The sequence below is a fragment of the Pseudomonas sp. R2-7-07 genome (assembly GCF_003852355.1).
Classification (GTDB): domain Bacteria; phylum Pseudomonadota; class Gammaproteobacteria; order Pseudomonadales; family Pseudomonadaceae; genus Aquipseudomonas.
The window spans coordinates 180,392-198,801 of the sequence record NZ_CP027759.1 but is presented as its reverse complement, the minus strand read 5'-3'; the positions used below and the strand labels follow the sequence as shown (position 1 = coordinate 198,801).

The 18,410-nt window shown below is 63.7% G+C and carries 11 protein-coding genes; all 11 read right to left on the bottom strand.

From position 1 onward, the window contains the following. Positions 1-271 precede the first annotated feature (271 nt). The 11 genes from C4J86_RS00815 to C4J86_RS00765 all read right to left on the bottom strand — a co-directional run bounded on the left by C4J86_RS00815 (position 272) and on the right by C4J86_RS00765 (position 18,383). A complete protein-coding gene (locus C4J86_RS00815) occupies positions 272-1,768 on the bottom strand; it encodes a YdgA family protein (protein WP_124369134.1) in 1,497 nt (498 codons plus the stop codon). 238 nt (positions 1,769-2,006) lie between these two features. Continuing rightward, a complete protein-coding gene (locus C4J86_RS00810; RefSeq protein ID WP_124365346.1) occupies positions 2,007-2,639 on the bottom strand; it encodes an NADH:ubiquinone oxidoreductase subunit N in 633 nt (210 codons plus the stop codon). A 77-nt stretch (positions 2,640-2,716) separates the two neighbouring features. Beyond that, positions 2,717-4,159: an efflux transporter outer membrane subunit gene (locus C4J86_RS00805; protein WP_124369133.1), complete on the bottom strand. Its 1,443-nt coding sequence runs from the start codon at positions 4,157-4,159 to the stop codon at positions 2,717-2,719. Next, positions 4,156-5,046 (bottom strand): HlyD family secretion protein, encoded by an 891-nt coding sequence (locus C4J86_RS00800; protein ID WP_124360707.1) that lies wholly within the window; start codon positions 5,044-5,046, stop codon positions 4,156-4,158. The genes C4J86_RS00805 and C4J86_RS00800 overlap by 4 nt, the downstream gene beginning before the upstream one ends. After that, positions 5,043-5,252 carry a DUF1656 domain-containing protein gene (locus tag C4J86_RS00795; RefSeq protein WP_003187469.1) on the bottom strand — a complete coding sequence of 70 codons (210 nt, stop codon included), beginning with the start codon at positions 5,250-5,252 and terminating at the stop codon, positions 5,043-5,045. Before C4J86_RS00795 ends, C4J86_RS00800 begins: the two co-directional genes overlap by 4 nt. Then, complete coding sequence (locus C4J86_RS00790; protein ID WP_124369132.1) at positions 5,249-7,327, bottom strand: FUSC family protein; 2,079 nt, start codon at positions 7,325-7,327, stop codon at positions 5,249-5,251. Before C4J86_RS00790 ends, C4J86_RS00795 begins: the two co-directional genes overlap by 4 nt. Next, on the bottom strand, positions 7,324-7,743 hold the full coding sequence (locus C4J86_RS00785) for a MarR family winged helix-turn-helix transcriptional regulator (RefSeq protein WP_124372366.1): 420 nt from the start codon (positions 7,741-7,743) through the stop codon (positions 7,324-7,326). The genes C4J86_RS00790 and C4J86_RS00785 overlap by 4 nt, the downstream gene beginning before the upstream one ends. A 344-nt stretch (positions 7,744-8,087) precedes the next feature. Continuing rightward, positions 8,088-8,345, bottom strand: a complete 258-nt coding sequence (locus C4J86_RS00780; RefSeq protein ID WP_124369131.1) for a DUF2789 domain-containing protein — start codon at positions 8,343-8,345, stop codon at positions 8,088-8,090. A gap of 9 nt (positions 8,346-8,354) precedes the next feature. Next, positions 8,355-8,966, bottom strand: coding sequence for an adenylyl-sulfate kinase (gene cysC, locus C4J86_RS00775; protein WP_124369130.1), 612 nt, complete (start codon positions 8,964-8,966; stop codon positions 8,355-8,357). Continuing rightward, positions 8,950-10,464, bottom strand: coding sequence for a TolC family protein (locus tag C4J86_RS00770; protein WP_124360702.1), 1,515 nt, complete (start codon positions 10,462-10,464; stop codon positions 8,950-8,952). Before C4J86_RS00770 ends, cysC begins: the two co-directional genes overlap by 17 nt. A gap of 41 nt (positions 10,465-10,505) precedes the next feature. Further along, positions 10,506-18,383 (bottom strand): Ig-like domain-containing protein, encoded by a 7,878-nt coding sequence (locus tag C4J86_RS00765; RefSeq protein WP_124369129.1) that lies wholly within the window; start codon positions 18,381-18,383, stop codon positions 10,506-10,508. Positions 18,384-18,410: the final 27 nt, after the last annotated feature.

Sequence of the window (18,410 nt, the reverse complement as noted above, 5' to 3'; positions counted from 1 at the left end):
AACGATGGGTGATCCTGAGCGATGTGCTTCAGGGTGTCGGCGTCTCGGGACCCGACCTAGCTTTCCTATGGGAACTATCCCTCAGCCAGGCGAGGCCAAGGGCAATTCAGAACAATTGTTCAGAATTGGCTGAACGCGTTTTTTTGCCAAGCACAAACAAAATGTGGGAGGGGGCTTGCTCCCGATGGCGGAATGTCAGTCAGTAAATTTTTAACTGACCCACCGCTATCGGGAGCAAGCCCCCTCCCACATTTTCAATTGCATTTCAGGGTTATTGCGCGCCGCTCATTGCGCCGGCCTTGGACATCACGAAGCTGATGAACTGCTCGACCGTCATCTTCTGGCCGTTGAAGGTCACTTCGTTATTGGCATAGTGCAGCTTGGACACCACATCGGTACCTTCCAGGGTTGCCAGCTGAGTACCCACGGCCATGCCGCTGACCATATCGGCCGCCATCTGCGATTGCTGTTCGATGGCTTTCGGGTCGGTCACGCCGCCGACCTGCGCCTGCAGCGCGGCCACGTCGCCGATCATCGGCTTGGACAGGGTCAGGTTGGCGTCCAGCAGCGAGATCATCTGCTTGCCCAGTTCAACCGGCGGCAGTTCCATGGAGGCCGGCTTGGCCAGGTCCAGCACCAGACTGAACTTGCTTTCGCCGTGGGTGGTTTTCAGCGACAGGTTTTCCACGGCCAGTTGCGGCTTGGCGGCCAGCACCTGGTTGACGTTGGCTTCGGCCAGGGTCTGCTCGGCTTCGGTCAGTTGCAGCTCCGGCGCGGGTTGGCCGGCAGCGGCAGCGGCTTGCACCGGCTGCATCTTGTCCTGGTAGAGCTTGGTCAACACCAGCATCGCCGGGATATCGACGTTCTTCATGCTGACGGCCATGGCAGCCGAGCCCACCGGCTTACCCTGGTAACCGATCTCGTCGATCTTGTAGTCGACGCGGCCGGCCAGGTTATTGTCCTTGGTTTCGCTGGAGTCTTTCTGCTCGAAGCCCTTGAGGGTCAGCACGGCTTTCTGCGGGCCGAAGGTAACCTTGGTGTCGGTCAGTTCGATGGTGTTCTGGCCGGTGTAGAACCCGAAGGTGGATTTGGCCAGGTTGCTGGCGACGGTCAGGCCGGCCAGTTCGGCTTCGAACGCGTCGCCGTTGGCATCGACCGCCGCGACCTTGAGGCTGTTCATGTAGCCGTCGGCCTTGACCTTCTGGCCTTCGGCGCTGCTGTCGAAGTCGAGGTTGGCGCCGGAGAAGCTCACCGAGGACTTGTCGTCCTTGAATTCCAGGGGCAGCAGTTCGACATTGCCGCTGACCGAACGGCTGTAACCGATATTGGCCACGCCTTTGAGCGGCGACACGTCTTTGCTGGCGGCGAACCATTGTTCGGTGGTGGCGTTCTTTTCCAGTGCATAGTGACTGGTGGCCATCACTGGCAGCCACTTCAGGCTGACCAGGCGCGAGAACGGCAACGGGCCGTGTTCGATATGGTCGACGAACAGCAGCTCGGGGTTCGGGTTTTGCTCGCCGAACACACTGCCCTGGCCCTTGAGGCGGTAATGGGCGGTGCTGCTGAACACGCCGCGGTCCAGGGACACCAGTTCCAGGGACACGCTGCCGTCCACGCCGGCCATGGAGGTCTGCAGTTCCTTGTTGGCGTTCTGGATCGCGGTTTGCAGGACCGGCTCCAGTTGTTTACCGGTGTACCAGGCGCCGCCTGCACTGACGACGCCAACGGCGACAACGAAACCCAAAAGAACGACTGCTGGCTTATTCATGAAGTGACCTGATCAAATCCTGTGAGAAGTGGGCTGTCTTCCTTGAACTGTAGGAGCGAGCTTGCTCGCGAAGAACGTATAGGCACCGCGTTCATTCAGAATGCACGCGTTATCGTTGACGTTTTCGCGAGCAAGCTCGCTCCTACAGTACTGGCCCGTATGGCCGAAAGGCTGGGGAAGATTAGCACTGGCGGGCGCAAACGGCCCAGCCTTTCAGAGGGATCAGTTCAGCAGGAGTTCAGGAGTACTCCAGCTCAATTTCGTCCAGTTGGTGATCGAAACTCTTCAAGCGCGCCGTCCAGGTGTAGACCAGCACCTCAAACTCGCGGTGTATCACGGCATTGCCGGGGGTGTCGGTCTTGGGGTCACAGAAGTCCAGCTGGTAGCGTTCACGGGCCATCTGCGTGGCGACATCGGACAATTCCCGCGCATTATTGAGCCAGTGCCTGCCGTCCGCGACCTGCCGGTCGAGTACCACGCACTGCTTCTTCAGGACTTCGAGGCTTTTTTCCAGGGGCGTGCCGGTGAGGTCGCCCATGACTTCCTGGAAGGTGCGCCCGGGTTGCCAGTAGCTGCCCCAGAAATAGCGGTCGAACACGGTTTCGACACGGCGCAGGGCAACCTTGGTGTCCCAGATCGTTACGCGGGTCTTGCCTTGCTCGAGCAGCTTTCGCTTCACCCGCTGGTTTTGATAGGACGCCCAGGCCACCACGCCGATGGACAAGGTGCCGATAACCAGACAGGCGCTGTCGAGAAACACCATGGCCTTGTCGAGTTGGTGGGCGAGCATGACCCCGTAGAAATACGCGGCCGATAACAGCACCAGTGCGAAGAGCACGCACCAGAAAGCGGGAGCATAAGGGTTTTTCATTATTGGAATCCCCATGAGCAAACGCGAGCAGTGTCAGGCGAGGCTTTACGCCCCTTAGACACAGCATAGCCATCACCTCACGGATTGCCGGGTTTTACCCCTTGCGTTCGTCCGCTTTCCCAGCCGCCGCCCAGGGCCAGGAACAGGTCGATCTGGCTCATCGCAACCTGGGTGTTGGCCGCCGCCAATTGCGCGCGCATGGTGGTGTAGGTACGGGTCGCTTGCAGATCGGCGAGGAACGACTCGCGCCCGGCCTGGAAGAAGCGGTGGGTCTGGTCTGCCGCTTCACGTGCCGAGCGTTCGGCGTCGGCCAGCGCCTCACGGCGCTGCAACATGGCGGTGTACTGCGCCAGGCCGGTCTGGGTTTCGCGGATCGCGTTGAGCACCACCCCGTCGAAGTGCGCCAGGGCGCCCTGGGTCGCGGCTTCGGCTTCGTGGATACGGGCTCGGGCGCCGTTGGTCGGCACTGTCCAGCTGATCATCGGGCCAAAGCCCCAGCGATTGGTCGCCGGCTGGCCGAGGTTGTCGAGCAGGCCCACTGTGCCCACCGTGGCGCCGATGGCGATGTCCGGGTACAAGGCGCCGGTGGCCACGCCGATGCGCGCGGTGGCAGCGGCCAGTTGACGTTCGGCCTGGCGTACATCCGGGCGGCGCTTGAGCAGGGCCGCGCCGTCGCCCACCGGCAACAACTGCGCGATGTGCGGCAGCTCGGCGCAACTGGCGGTGCCGGCCGGCAATTGATCGAGCGGTTTGGCCAGCAGCATCGACAGCCGGAACAGCCCCGCCTGGCGCGCGGCTTCGTAGCGCGGCATATCGGCACGCAGGGATTTGTATTGGGTTTGCGAGCGCGTGACCTGGGTTTCATCGCCACGCCCGGCGTCGCGCAGGCGCTGGGTGAGCTGGGTGCTTTGCGCTTGCAGGTCGAGGGATTCGTTGGCAATCGCCAGCTCTTCGTTGGCGGCGCAGACCTGGGTGTAGGAACGCACCACATCGGCCACCAGGGTAATGCGCGCGATATCGGCGGCCGCCTGGGCCGCATCGGCGCTGGCCTGGGCGCTTTCGATGCCACGCTGCAGGGTGCCGAACAGGTCGAATTGATACGAGGTGGTGATGCCGACACTGCCGATGTTGCCCACCGGGACTTTGTCTTCCAGCAAGAAGGCTTCGCCAGACTCCTGCAACCGCTGGGCTTCGGCCTTGGCACCGGCGCTCCAGCCGCCTGCGGATTCGGCCTGCTGGGTCTGATAGCGCGCGCGTTGCAAATTGGCGGCGGCCACACGCAAGTCGGTATTGGAGGCCATGGCCTGGCGCACCAGCTCATCCAGGCGCGGGTCTTTGTAGAGTTTCCACCAGTCCGTCGGCACGGGCGCGGACACCACGTTATTGCCCTCCCCCGCGATAGCGCCTTGCAGGTCGCCACGGTTGACGGCAGTGGTGTCCGGCAGTTTGTAATCCGGGCCGACCGCCTGGCAGGCCGACAGCAACACCCCCAGCGCAGCGGTGGCCAGCAGTTGCTTCATGGCTGGTCTCCGGCTTTGGCCTTGTCATCGATGATCGACACCGTCGCCGTACGCCCGGCGATCATGCGAAAGTCCGGCGGCACATCATCAAAGGCAATACGCACGGGAATACGCTGGGCCAGGCGCACCCAGCTGAACGCCGGGTTGACGTTGGGCAGCAGGTTGGAGCCGCTGCTGCGGTCGCGGTCTTCGATACCGGCGACGATGCTCTGCACATGCCCATGCAGGCGGGCGTTGTCACCGATCACGCGGATATCCACGCCCATGCCGACGTGGATGCCGTCGAGCTTGGTCTCTTCGAAGTAGCCGTCGATATGGAAGGAATTGCTGTCCACCACCGACAGCACCGGCCGCCCGGCGGTGACGAACTCCTGGGTGCGCGGCGCGCGGTCGTTGACATAGCCGTCCACGGGGCTTCGGATCACCGAACGGTCGAGGTTGAGCTGGGCGGAATCCACCGTCACTTGCGCCTCGGCCAGCGCCGATTGGGCACGGGCCACGCGGGACTGGCTTTCTTCCAGTTGCTCGCTGGGCACCAGGTTGCCCAGGCCACGGTTACGCTTGTACTCGCGCTGGGCCTGGGCCAGGGTTTCCTGGCGATCGGCCACGGCGGCCTGGGCCTGGCGCAGGGCCAGCTTGAAGCGGTCCTGGTCGACGGCAAACAGCACCTGGCCCTTGGTCACCAGTTGGTTGTCGCGCACGTCCACCCGCTGGATCAGCCCGGACACGTCCGGGGCGATCTGCACGATGTCGGCGCGGATGTGCCCGTCGCGGGTCCAGGGCGCAAACATGTAGTACATGACCATGCGCCACACCACGACGACCGCGAAACTCACGATCAACAGCGTCAGGACTACACGGCCGATGGTCAAAAAAGGTTTTTTCATGTCATCAAATATCGACTGAGTGAGTCCACCGCGCCCAGCAACAGCGCGTAGAGCCCCACATTGAACAATGCCCGGTGCCAGACCAGGCGATAGAAGTGCATGCGCGTCAACAGCCCGTGCACCACCAGAAACAACACATAGGTAATGCCCATCAGCACCAGCAGCGTGGGCAGGAATACGCCGCTGATATCCAGGTCACCGATCATAAAGGCGCTCCATCGGGTAGCGGCGCTTCCATTTCCGTGCCGCCAATGAACTCCACGCCAGGCAACAGCGCCAGGCGCAGGCCGGCCAGGGCATGCAGCAGGTGCAGGCGCGTGTCACCGTCGTCTTGCAGGCCCTGGCCGTTGAGGGCGCGGCGTGTGCGGTCCAGGGTCATCAGCAGACCGCTGGGCGCGGGCAAGCGTTCACCGGCCTTGAGGCACGCCTTGAAATAACCGCCCACGCCTTCCACCACCTGATTGAGCAGCACGCGTGGCACGCCGAGGATGCGCGGCGAGTAGGCGAGCAGATCGAGCAGGTTCAGCGCCACGCGCAGGTCGCGCAGCGCGGTGCCGGTGTCCTGGCCGGTAAGGGCCAGGCGCGGCAGGTGCTGCATCAGGCGGTCGAGCATTTGCGCGGCCATGTGCCGGTGTTCGGCCAGGGTCGCAGGTTCGGTGAGGCTGACGATGTCGCGCCAGCTGAAACGGGTCAGGCGCTTGGCCGCCAGTTCCGCGCCGAAGGGCCGCGCGATCAGGGTCCAGATAAAGGCAAACAGCAGGCCTACGGGACCGGCCAGGTTGACGTTGGCGAAGTTGAGAAAGTCCGCGTCATAGGCGCCCTGGATGCTGATGAACGATGAGGTGTTGACCAGCGTCAGCAGCATGCCCAGGTAAAAGCGCGGCTGCACGGTGAGGGTGCCGATGCAGATGAACGGCACGGCGAACGCCAGCACCAGCATCGGGAAATCGTGCAGGTTGGGCAGCACCAGGAACAGGTACAGGCTGGCGAGCAGCACCGACATGGCGGTCCAGAAAAAGAACCGGTAGATCTGCGGTGCGGGGTCGTCCATCGAGGCGAAAAAGCTGCAGGCGACAGCGGCCAGGATCACTGCGCTGCCGCCATCGGTCCAACCCAGCAGGATCCACAGCACCGAGGCGACGATGATCGCGCTGACGGTGGAAAACGCCGAGTAGAACATCAGACCTCGGTCAAGGAACGGCGTGAGCCGGCCCAGGCGCCAGTGACGGTACACGGCGCGCCAGGTGTCCTGGCTTTCGCACTGGATGGCGGCTTGCAGGCTGCGGCAGTCTTGCCACAGGTCGACCCATTCGCCGAGGCGGTACAGGGCGTTGGAGAACAGCAGCGTGTGGCGGTCGTCCAGCGCTTCGCCTTGGGGTTGCGCGGCGTCGATCTGGTCGCGCAGCACGCGCCAACGTTCAAGGGGAGCTGTTTGAGTGGTGCTTTGCAGCCAGGCATTGGCCTCCTGGAGCAACGGCGTGAGCTGAGCGAGAAACTCGGGGGCGCGATGTTCGATGGCGTACACCGCATCGTCCAGGGCGTCGATCACCGGCAACAGGTGAATCATTCGCCCGCGCAGTTCCTTGGTGTTGCGCACCGTCTGCGGCCGCGCGCCTTCGTGGGGCAACTGGCCGATCATCAATTCGAGGGTGTTGAAGGTCGCGACCATGCCACCGCGCAGGCTGCTGACGGCTTCCGGGTCTACATCGCGGGTGAGAAAACGCTGGCTGTAGACCTGGGCGTCGGTAAACCACTTGGCCACGGAGCCATCGAACACAGGCATCAGGCGACGCGGCCAGAACATTGCGCCCACCACCGCCGCCACGGCGATGCCAAGGAAGATTTCCTCAGTGCGCGCCTCGGCCACATCCCACACCGCCAACGGGTTATCCACCACCGGCAGGGCAATCAGCGGCAAGGTGTAGCCGGCCAGCATCAGCGCGTAGTTGTTGGCGGTGCGCAGGTGCAGGGAGAGGAACAGCAAGGTCCCGGTCCACAACGCGATCACCACCACCAGGATGTAGGGCGACTGCACGAACATCGGCACAAAAAACACCGCCGCCGCCGCGCCCATCAAGGTGCCGATAGCGCGGTACAACGCCTTGGAACTGGTGGGACCGACAAAGGGGCTGGAGACGATATACACCGTGGCCATCGCCCAATAGGGACGCGGCATTTGCATGAGCATGGCGATGTACAGCGCGATCATCGACGCGGCGAAGGTACGCACCCCGTAGAACCAGTCGCGAGCGGGCGGAAAGCCGGCAAAGAATCCGTTCAAGGCGCCACAGCCTCGGCCGCCTCGAAGGCGCGCAGAACGCGCAATGCGGCTTGCAAGTCGTCGGGGGGCAGATCCGCCAGGACGTCCCTGCGCAGGCGCACCAGCTGCGCCTCCACCGCCTGCACCAGTTCGCGGCCGCGCTCGGTGAGGCTCAAAGCCTTGGCGCGGCGGTCGTGGATGTCCTCGGTGCGGCACACGTAGCCGTCGCTGCACAGGCGGTCGAGCAGGCGCACCAACGAGGGGCTCTCCATACCGGAAGCCTGGGCCACCTTGACCTGGTGCACGCCGTCACCCAGGCGGCCGATCATCAGCAGCGGCACGGCGCAGGCTTCGGAGATGCCATAGCTCACCAGCGTGGTCTGGCAGATTTTGCGCCAATTACGGGCGCCCACCACCATGCTGCTGCTGAGGTTCATCTGGAGTTGTTCGAGGGATTGAGGCACGGGATCGTTCGCATACAGTTAGTTTGCTAACTATCAATATGGTGGATCGATGCGCGCCCGTCAAGTTTGGAAACAATTTCGCGGATGAGTGGAGCGGTATAGCGCTGACACCGCTGGACGAATGTGGGAGGGGGCTTGCTCCCGATAGCGGTGAAACAGGCAATAAACTGTCGACTGACACTCCGCTATCGGGAGCAAGCCCCCTCCCACATTTAGAGAGGCGTAAAGACATCATGCAACCTCAAAAAAAATTCACCTAGCCAACTAAAGCTCGGTTTTTTTCAACCCTCACCATTTTTTTTCAAGTTTTGGCCTTTTCACACATTTTTTTGCACATCTCGCCCGCCCCGCAACATCACATTCAACTCATCCACCACCACCGCCCAATCCGCATCTTCCAGAATCTCCTCACGCAAAAACGCTCTTTGGCTATCGGTCCAGAAAAACGCATCCGCCAGTTTCAACTCCGGCTTGAGCGGTGAATGAACCGCCACAAATTGCTCAATGCTCACCGGGGCATCCGCCAATCCAAGCTGTTTGAACAGTGACGACAAGCTATGCACAGGCGATTCCATGGCGGGCTCCTAAGAAGACGATTTCCCAGAGTCTAGCCCAGGCGCCAGCCACGCCAGCAACCGCTCGACGCACTGCTGTGCCGATAGCACGCCGGTATCCAGCACCAGCGACGCATGGGACGGTGGCTCGTAGGGCGAGCCGATGCCGGTGAACCCCGGCAGTTCTCCCCTTCGCGCCCGGGCGTAGTGACCCTTGGGGTCGCGGCCTTCGCACACTGCCAGTGAGGCGCTGCACCACACTTCGCGATAATCGGCGCCCAGGCGCTCGGCAAACACCGCGCGCAGCTCAACCAGCGGCGCGATCAACGCCAGGATCACGATGTGCCCGTTTTCCACCAGCAATGCCGCGAGTTCGCTGGCGCGGCGGATGTTCTCCAGGCGATCGTTGTCGGCAAACCCCAGGTCTTTGTTGAGGCCACCGCGCAAGGCGTCGCCGTCGAGTACCAGGCTCTGTCGGCCCTGTTCGAACAGCGCCGCGTGCAGCCCCTGGGCCAGGGTGGATTTGCCCGAGGCAGGCAAACCGGTGAGCAGGATCGCCACGCCGCGATGCCCATTGCGCGCTTCGCGTTGACGGCGAGTGACGCTCGCCGTCGGCGCCACCAGGTTATTTGGCGACGGCACGTGGCACCGGCGTAGTGATATTGCCGGCAGCCCACGCTGATTCGCGGCCAGCCAACGCCGTGGCGATGGACTGCACGCGGTCCGAGTCCAGCTCTTCGGGCAACGGGTCGAGCCCAGCGCTGGCGAAAATCTGGCCATAGGCGTTGCGCAGGTCGGCGTAGGCCAGGTCGCGGCGCAGGTCGGCTTGCAGGGTGTTGAGTTCGCCCTGGATCAGGTCGAGCTCACCTAACCCGGCGGCCTCATGGCGGTTGCGCAACTGGGTGAGGATTTGCCCGTCGATGCTGGCCAGTTGTTCGCTGGTCTTGAACTGGCGCACGGCTTCCTGGTAATTGGCGTTGGCCACGTAGACCTGGGCCAGCACCGCGATGGACATCGCCTGGCGTCGGGCTGTCGCGACGTTTTCACCGGCCTTGGCGACGTCGATGGCGGCCGGCGCGGAGATCACGTTGAACAGGTTCCAGGTGATCTTGGCGCCGTAGTCGGCCCAGCGGTTGTCGACCAGAAACGAGTTGCTGTCGTAATGGCCTCCGGCCGAAAACTCCAGGCCTGGCAGCAGGCGCAGCATGGCTTTGCGGGTTTCGGCGGCGCTGATGCGGGTCTGGTAGTCCTGCTCGCGCAGTTCAGGGCGGTTGGCCAGGGCTTCCTGCTCCAGGCTGGCCAGCTTGACCTTCAGTTGCGGCACGCTGTAGTCATCGGGCGTTACCAGCTTGAGGTCGGTGCCCATGGGCAGGTTGATCAGGGTAGCCAGTTCGGTCTTGGCCAGGGACAGCGCGCGGCGCTGTTCCTGCAACTGGCGCGTGGCTTCGATCAGCGAGCGCTGGTAACCGAGGGCCTGCACCGGGTCGCCGATGCGCTGCTCGCTCATGCTCTGGCTGTTGGTCTGGGCCTGGTTGACCCGCGCCATCAGGCTGTCGATCTGGGTCAGCAAGCGTTCAGCCGCCACGGCGCGCCAATAGGCCGAGCGCACGTCCTGCACGATGGTGTTGATCACCTTGCGCCGACGTTCCTGGATGATCAGACGCTGGTCGCCCTGCTGCTTGGCGCTGATGTAGCTCACACCGAAGTCGAGAACGTTCCACACCATGGTCAGGTCCGCCACGCGGCGGTCGCGGTCCTGGGAGGTGGACGGTTCCAGCGACTGGTTGCCACTGAGCACGCTCTGGCTGCTGGAGGCGTTGGTGTTATTGCGCCCGGCGTAGCCCGCAGACAGGGCCATGCGCGGCAGCATGTCGAAGCTGGAAAGGTCGGACTGACGCATGGCCAGGGCTTCTTCCATGATCTTCAAGCGGCCTTCAAGGTTGTACTTCACCGCACGGGCCATGGCCTGGTGCAACGTGAGCGGGCCGCTCAGCGGCTCCTGGTCCTTGTACATGCCTTGCAGATCGCTGCGGGCTCGCTGCTCACTGACACTGCGTTCAATCGGCTCGCTGGTGACCGCACAACCGCCGATCGCCAGCGCCAGCAAGCTGGCGCCGAACAACTTATGACCTGTTTTCATCCTTGGAGCGCCCCTGTTCCTGCGTCTTGAGTTAAGTATGTTCAAGCCTGCATTTCGCTGATGCCGACCTGTTGCAGTGCACGCGCCAGGTCAATCACCTGGCGTTGTTCGGTGTCCTTGAGTTGCTGCAATTGCTGGCCGAGGGTCGGCGCGCCAAATACGCCACGCAACCCGTGGGCCGGGTCGGACTGGCCCTTGATCGACTTGCTGTCGAACGCCTTGAGGCCGCTGTCGTCGCCGCCGCTTTCACGGTTGAACAGGCTCGACAAGGAGCTTGAACCAAACACTCCGCCATCGCCGCCGCCAAAGCCGAGAAAGCCCTTGCCGCTGCCATCACCGGCGTCGTTGTTGCTGAACACCTGGGCGATAAAGCTCGGCGCCGACGCACCGTTTTGAATGAAGATACTGCCCAGGGGCGGCAAACCCGCGCCTATTTCGCGCGGTGCAAACAACGGCGAGAAGCCGATGAGTGAGCCGAGGTTGCCGGTCGGCTGGCCGAAGATAACGGGCTGCAATGGCACGTTCGTCGCCACCTGCGACGGTGCCGGCTCGGTGACGCGAAACAGCGGGTCGCCAGTCAACGTAACGGTATTGATCGAGAAGTTGTTGGAGTTGGCAAAACCGCTGCCCGTATTGCCCGACAGGTCATTCACCAGCCCGGTATCAAGGGTGATGAAGTTGCTCGGGTCGTTAAGGTTGGCTGCCGGGGTCAAAGTGGCCGTCCAGGTCTGGCCGCCATCGCTGGTTGCCAGGTTGGACAAGCTGCCGTTGGCCACGCTCAGGTCATCGAGGTCGAAGCCACTGACTTTCTCGCTGAAGGTGAAGGTCACGGTGGTGGTCTGGCCCACCGTCAGGTTCGGGTTGGCGATGCTGATCGTCGCGGTGGGGCGTTCGCCATCGATCGCATAATTGTTGGAGATCGCAATGCCGCCGCCGGCATTACCTGCCGCGTCATTGACCTGCCCCCCATCCAGCACGATCAGGTTGGTCGCATCGCTGATCACCGCAGTCGGGGTCAGGAGGGCGGTCCAGGTTTTACCGCCATCCTGGCTTGCCAGGTTGGACAGCACCCCATTGGCCACACTCAGGTCCGACAGGTCAAAGCCGCTCACTGCTTCGCTGAAGGCGATGGTAACGGTGGTGGTCTGCCCGATGCCCAAGGTGCCGTTGGCCACGGAAATACTCGCGGTGGGGCGTTGGGTGTCGACGGCATAGTTGTTGGAATCGGTGGTGCCGCTGCCTGCGTTGCCGGCCGCGTCCTGCACGCCGCTGTTGTTCAGCGTGACCAGATTGCTGGTGTCGGTGATGTTGGCTATCGGCGTCAGGGTCGCGGTCCAGGTCACGCCGCCATCGCTGGAGGCCAGGTTGCCCAGAGTGCCATTGGCCACGCTCAGGTCGCCGGCGCTCAAGCCACTGACCGCCTCGGAGAAGGTAATGGTGACTTGGGCGGTCTCACCCACCTTCAATGCGCCGTGGTCGACCACAAACGTCGCGGTCGGCCGCAGCGTGTCGATGCTGAAGTTGCCGGAGCCCGTCACGCCACTGCCGACATTGCCTGCCAGGTCGCTGACACCGGCGTTATCCAGCGTGATCAGGTTGGTGGTGTCGTGAATGTCGCTGGTCGGCGTAAACGTCGCCGTCCAGGTGATACCGCCGTCCGTGCTGCTCACCGCCGAGAGCGTGCCGTTGGGCACGCTCAGGTCGCTGTTGTCGAAACCTGCAACCGCCTCGCTGAAGGTGATGGTCACCAGCGAAGTTTCCCCGGCGGCCAGGGTCGGGTCGGCGAACACGATCGTGGCCGTTGGGCGCTGGCTGTCGATGGTGTAGTTGTTCGAATCGGTGGTACCACTGCCAGCGTTGCCGGCCTGGTCGGCGATGCCGGTGTTGTTCAGCGTGATCAGGTTGCTGGTGTCGGTGATTCCGGCCGTCGGCGTGAAGGTTGCGGTCCAGGTAATGCCGCCATCGCTGCTGCTCAAGGCGCTCAGGGTACCGTTGGCAACCGCGAGGTCGGCGTTGGTAAAGCCGGTGACCGCCTCGGAGAAGGTGACCGTTACCAGCGACGTCTGGCCGACGCCGAGGGCGGTATTGGCAAGCACAATGCTGGCGGTCGGGGCCTGTGTGTCGATGGCGTAGTTATTGGAGTTAGTGGTGCCACTGCCGACGTTGCCCGCACCATTTTGCACGCCACTGTTGTCCAGGGTGATCAGGTTGCTGGTGTCGGTAATGGCGCTGGTGGGCGTGAACGTCGCCGTCCAGGTGATGCCGCCGTCACTGCTGCTCACCGCGCTCAGCGTACCGTTGGCGATGGCCAGGTCGGCGTTGCTGAAACCGCTGACCGCTTCGCTGAAAGTGATGGTGACCAGTGAGGTTTCGCCGACGCTTAACGCGGTGTCAGCAATGACGACGGTTGCCGTCGGTTGCACCGTATCAATGGTGAAGTTGCCCGAGTTGGTGATGCCGGTGCCCGCATTACCGGCCAGGTCGGCGACCCCGGCGTTGTTCAGGGTGACCAGATTGGTGGTGTCGCGCACGCTGGCGTTCGGGGTGAAGGTTGCCGTCCAGGTGATGCCGCCGTCCGTGCTGCTCACCGCCGAGAGCGTGCCGTTGGGCACGTTCAGGTCGCTGTTGTCGAAACCTGAAACCGCCTCGTTGAAGGTGATGGTCACTAGCGAGGTCTCACCGGCGCTCAATACTGGGTCGGCGACCACGATCGTCGCCGTTGGGCGCTGGCTGTCGATGGTGTAGTTGTTCGAATCGGTGGTGCCGCTGCCAGCGTTGCCGGCCTGGTCGGCGATGCCGGTGTTGTTCAGCGTGATCAGGTTGCTGGTGTCGGTGATTCCGGCCGTCGGCGTGAAGGTTGCGGTCCAGGTAATGCCGCCATCGCTGCTGCTCAAGGCGCTCAGGGTACCGTTGGCAACCGCGAGGTCGGCGTTGGTAAAGCCGGTGACCGCTTCGGAGAAGGTGACCGTTACCAGCGACGTCTGGCCGACGCCGAGGGCGGTATCGGCAAGCACAATGCTCGCAGTCGGGGCCTGTGTGTCGATGGCGTAGTTGTTGGAGCTGGTGGTGCCGCTGCCGACGTTGCCCGAGCCGTTCTGTACACCGCTGTTATCCAGGGTGATCAGGTTGCTGGCATCGGTAATGGCGCTGGTGGGCGTGAACGTCGCCGTCCAGGTGATGCCGCCGTCACTGCTGCTCACCGCGCTCAGCGTACCGTTGGCGATGGCCAGGTCGGCGTTGCTGAACCCGCTGACCGCTTCGCTGAACGTGATGGTAACCAGTGAGGTTTCGCCGACGCTTAACGCGGTGTCAGCAATAACGATGGTTGCCGTCGGTTGCACCGTATCAATGGTGAAGTTGCCCGAGTTGGTGATGCCGGTACCGGCATTACCGGCCAGGTCGGCGACCCCGGCGTTGTTCAGGGTGACCAGATTGGTGGTGTCGCGCAGGCTGGAGTTCGGGGTGAAGGTTGCCGTCCAGGTGATGCCGCCGTCGGTGCTGCTCACCGCCGAGAGCGTGCCGTTGGGCACGCTCAGGTCGCTGTTGTCGAAACCTGAAACCGCCTCGTTGAAGGTGATGGTCACCAGCGAGGTCTCACCGGCGCTCAACACTGGGTCGGCGACCACGATCGTGGCTGTTGGGCGCTGGCTGTCGATGGTGTAGTTGTTCGAATCGGTGGTGCCGCTGCCGACGTTGCCGGCCGAGTCGGCGATGCCGGTATTGTTCAGCGTGATCAGGTTGCTGGTGTCGGTTATTCCGGCCGTCGGCGTGAAGGTTGCGGTCCAGGTAATGCCGCCATCGCTGCTGCTCAAGGCGCTCAAGGTGCCGTTGGCAACCGTCAGGTCAGCGAGGGTAAAGCCTGTGACCGCCTCGGAGAAAGTGACCGTTACCAGCGACGTCTGGCCGACGCCGAGGGCGGTATCGGCAAGCACAATGCTGGCGGTCGGGCGCTGGGTGTCGATGGCGTAGTTGTTGGAGTCGGTGGTACCGGTGCCGACGTTGCCCGAGCCGTTCTGTACACCGCTGTTGTCGAGGGTGATCAGGTTGCTGGCATCGGTAATGGCGCTGGCGGGCGTGAACGTCGCCGTCCAGGTGATACCGCCGTCGCTGCTGCTCACCGCGCTCAGCGTACCGTTGGCGATGGCCAGGTCGGCGTTGCTGAACCCGCTGACCGCTTCGCTGAAGGTGATGGTGACCAGTGACGTTTCGCCGACGCTTAACGCGGTGTCCGCGACCACGATGGTCGCTGTCGGCTGTACGGTGTCGATCGTGTAGTTGGCCGAGTTGGTGGTGCCGGACCCGGCGTTGCCGGCGAGGTCGGCGACGCCGGTATTGGCCAGGGTAATCAGGTTGGTGGCGTCGTTGACGCCAAGCGTCGGCGTGAAGGTGGCGGTCCAGGTGATCCCGCCATCGCTGCTGCTGACGGCCGTCAACGTGCCGTTGGCAATCGACAGGTCGGCATTGGTGAAACCGCTGACGGCCTCACTGAAGGTTACGGTGACCAACGAGGTCTCACCGGCGCTCAACACCGGGTCGGCGACCACGATGGTCGCGGTCGGCCGGGCGGTATCGACGGCGTAATTGGCCGAATCGGTGGTGCCGCTGCCGGCGTTGCCGGCCTGGTCGGCAATGCCGGTATTGTTCAGGGTGATCAGGTTGGTGGTGTCGCTGGTGCTGGCGGCAGGGGTAAACGTCGCTGTCCAGGTAATCCCCCCGTCGCTGCTGCTGACGGACGTCAATGTGCCGTTGGCAATCGTCAGGTCGGCATTGGTGAAACCCGTCACGGCTTCACTGAAGGTGATGGTCACCAACGAGGTGTCGCCGATTTTCAGGGCCGTGTCGGCCATCACGATGGATGCAGCCGGACGCTGGGTGTCGATGGTGTAGTTGTTGGAGCTGGTGGTGCCGAGGCCCTGGTTGCCATTCGCATCACTGACCCCGGTGTTATCCAGGGTGATGAGGTTGGTGGTGTCGGTAATGCTGGCCGTCGGGGTGAGCGTCGCGGTCCAGGTGATGCCGCCGTCGCTGCTGCTGACGGCCGACAACGTACCGTTGGCGACAGCCAGATCCGCGTTGGTAAAGCCGCTGACGGCCTTGTTGAACGTGATGGTGACCGTTGAGGTTTCACCGATGGCCAGCGCGGTGTCGGCCACGACGAGGGTGGCGGTCGGACGCGTGGTGTCGACCACGAAGTTGTTCGAATCGGTGGTGCCCTGCCCGGTGTTCCCGGCAGCGTCTGCGACCCCGGCGTTATTCAGGGTAATCACGTTGGTGGTATCAGTGACGCTGTTGGTGGGCGTGAACGTGGCCGTCCAGGTGATGCCGCCGTCGCCGCTGGTGACGGCCGACAGCGTCCCGTTGGCGAGGGTCAGGTCGGCGTTGGTGAAACCGCTCACGGCTTCACTGAAGGTGATGGTCACCAGCGAGGTTTCACCGATGCTCAGGTTATTGTCGGCGACCACGATGGTCGCGGTCGGCCGAGCCGTATCAATGGCGTAGTTGGCCGAATCGGTGGTGCCGCTGCCGGCGTTGCCGGCCTGGTCGGCAATGCCGGTGTTGTCCAGGGTGATCAGGTTGGTGGCGTCGGTGATAGCGGTGGTCGGGGTAAAGGTCGCCGTCCAGGTGATACCGCCATCGCCGCTGCTGACAGCCGTCAGCGTACCGTTGGCGATGGTCAGGTCAGCGTTGGTGAAACCGCTTACGGCTTCACTGAACGTAAAGGTCACTGCCGTGGTTTCGCCGGCTTTGAGTGCCGTGTCGGTGATAGCGATCGTGGCCGTCGGGCGAAGCGTGTCGACCACGTAGTTGGCGGAATTGGTGGTGCCGACGCCGACTGCGCCGTCGGAGATGGCCGCCACGCCGGTGTTGTCCAGGGAGATAACGTTGGTGGTGTCCGAGATGGCATTGGTGGGCGTAAACGTCGCCGTCCAGGTAATGCCGCCGTCGGCGCTGGAAACGGCCGTCAACGTGCCATTGGCGATGGCCAGGTCGGCATTGGTGAAACCGCTCACGGCCCGGCTGAAGGTGATGGTTACCAGGGAGGTATCGCCGATTTTCAGGGCGCTATCAGCCAGCACGATGGTCGCGGTCGGGGGCTCGACATAGGCGGTATTGAGGACGCCGCCACTGCTGTAAATCGAGGGCTGCGCGCTCGGCGAGGTACCCGCAGTGCCCCCGCTCGTAGGGCCGCCTGCCCCGCTGGCCGCGGCGTTACCACTCAGTGCGGCAAAGTTGGCGGCGGTGATCAACACGGTCCCGCCGTTGTTCCAGATGGCCCCCACACCGCGACCACCGGCGCCGCCGTCGAAGATCTTGCCGCCGCTGCCGCCGCCCCCACCGCCGCCGCCGGCCGCGATGTTGTTGCTGATCACCGAAGCACCGATCACTTTCAGGGTGCCGCTTGAAGCGTTGTAGATACCGCCCGACGCATTGCCGCCGACGCCGCCGACCTTGTCCCAGCCGGAACCGCCACCGCCACCGCCAATCGAAAGCGTGCCGTTGGTCGCCGATCCGCCGTCACCGCCGTGGCTGTAGCCGGACGCGCCATTGCCACCCAGGCCGCCAGTGCTGGTGCCGCCGCGTCCGCCCATATCGTTGACTGAGTAGCCCCCCCCGTAGCCGCCAGCGCCGGCGCTGCCGGCGCCCCCGGCATACGTGAGGTTGCCTGGGCCGGTCGAACCGCCATGACCGCCGCTTCCCCCACCGATACCCCCGCCGCCGCCACCACCGCCGCCGGAATAGGCGGGCGTCACGCCACCACCGCCACCACCACCGGACGCGGCGTTGGCGGTGACCGTCACGTTGTTGAGCGTGAGGGTGCCAGCGTTGAAAATCCCGCCGCCCATCGCGCCCGCCGCTGCCGCGCCGCCGTTGCCGCCGTTGCCCGCCACCAGCCCTTTGGTGATGACCAGGCCATCGAGGGTTACCGTGCTGCCGGAGGCGATTTCCACGACGCGGGACCGGTACTGGCCATCGAGGGTGATATCCGCGGTGCCGTTGTTGTCCAGGTCACCATCGACGGTGATGTTCTTGTTGATCAGCAACTCGGACGTGAGCGCCACGGTCGAGCCGGAGAGGCCGGCGTTGAACGTGACGATATCGCCGTTCTGCGCCGAGGCGATGGCCGCGCGCAGCGAGCCGACCCCGGTGTTGAGGTTGTTGGTAGCGGTCCAGGTCGCCAGGCCCCACTGGTAATCGCTCATGGCTTTGGTCGACAGCACGTTGGCGCTTTCGATGGAGCCGGTGGCGATCTCCAGGTCCCAGTCGCCGCCCACGCCCGTGCGGTTGATCGACGCCGCAACGTCGCGGCCGGTCAACTGCGCCAGGGAATCGACAAAATTCAGGCCGCGTTCGCCCTCGGCGGTGTAGCAGCCGTAAATCAGGATGTCGCCGCCAACGTTCATGTCCTTGCCGATTTGCCCCAGCACCGCGCTGCGGGCCGCGACATTGTCGGCCGACAGGTAGGTAGTACCGAGCCACAGATCGCCCGCGTTGCCGTGGGCAATGATCTGCACCGAGCTGACGCCCTGGTGGGTGTCGAGGTAGTCGGCAATCTGCTGCAGGCCGTCCTTGCTCGCATCCAGCTGGATGACCTGGGCGCCCGGGGCCACGCCTTGCAATAAGCTGGCGGAGTCCCTGACCCGGGCATCCACGAACACCACGGTTTGACCGGGCACGGCTACGGGGGAAACGGCTGGCGCGTCGGCCTGGCCGTGGGTGTCTTTGCTCACGCTCGGGTGGTCAGCCGTCGGCGGCTTGGCGGCGTCAGCGGTGGGATGGCTGTCGGGTTGCGCCGCTTCAGCCACGGTGGCGGCGACTGCGCCGTCGAACAGCATACGCGGCTCCAGGTGCATGATCATCGGCGAGACCCGTGCCCGTACTGCTTCGGTTTCCCGCGACTTGCGATTGCTCCACCACATGCTGCTCACCCGGCGTCAAACGTTCTT

Bases quoted from the DNA above. Each gene is read 5' to 3' on its own strand.
- C4J86_RS00805 (WP_124369133.1), bottom strand. From the start codon at position 4,159: ATGAAGCAACTGCTGGCCACCGCTGCGCTGGGGGTGTTGCTGTCGGCC.
- C4J86_RS00785 (WP_124372366.1), bottom strand. From the start codon at position 7,743: ATGAACCTCAGCAGCAGCATGGTGGTGGGCGCCCGTAATTGGCGCAAA.
- C4J86_RS00765 (WP_124369129.1), bottom strand. From the start codon at position 18,383: ATGTGGTGGAGCAATCGCAAGTCGCGGGAAACCGAAGCAGTACGGGCA.
- C4J86_RS00815 (WP_124369134.1), bottom strand. From the start codon at position 1,768: ATGAATAAGCCAGCAGTCGTTCTTTTGGGTTTCGTTGTCGCCGTTGGC.
- C4J86_RS00780 (WP_124369131.1), bottom strand. From the start codon at position 8,345: ATGGAATCGCCTGTGCATAGCTTGTCGTCACTGTTCAAACAGCTTGGA.
- C4J86_RS00800 (WP_124360707.1), bottom strand. From the start codon at position 5,046: ATGAAAAAACCTTTTTTGACCATCGGCCGTGTAGTCCTGACGCTGTTG.
- C4J86_RS00770 (WP_124360702.1), bottom strand. From the start codon at position 10,464: ATGAAAACAGGTCATAAGTTGTTCGGCGCCAGCTTGCTGGCGCTGGCG.
- C4J86_RS00795 (WP_003187469.1), bottom strand. From the start codon at position 5,252: ATGATCGGTGACCTGGATATCAGCGGCGTATTCCTGCCCACGCTGCTG.
- C4J86_RS00810 (WP_124365346.1), bottom strand. From the start codon at position 2,639: ATGAAAAACCCTTATGCTCCCGCTTTCTGGTGCGTGCTCTTCGCACTG.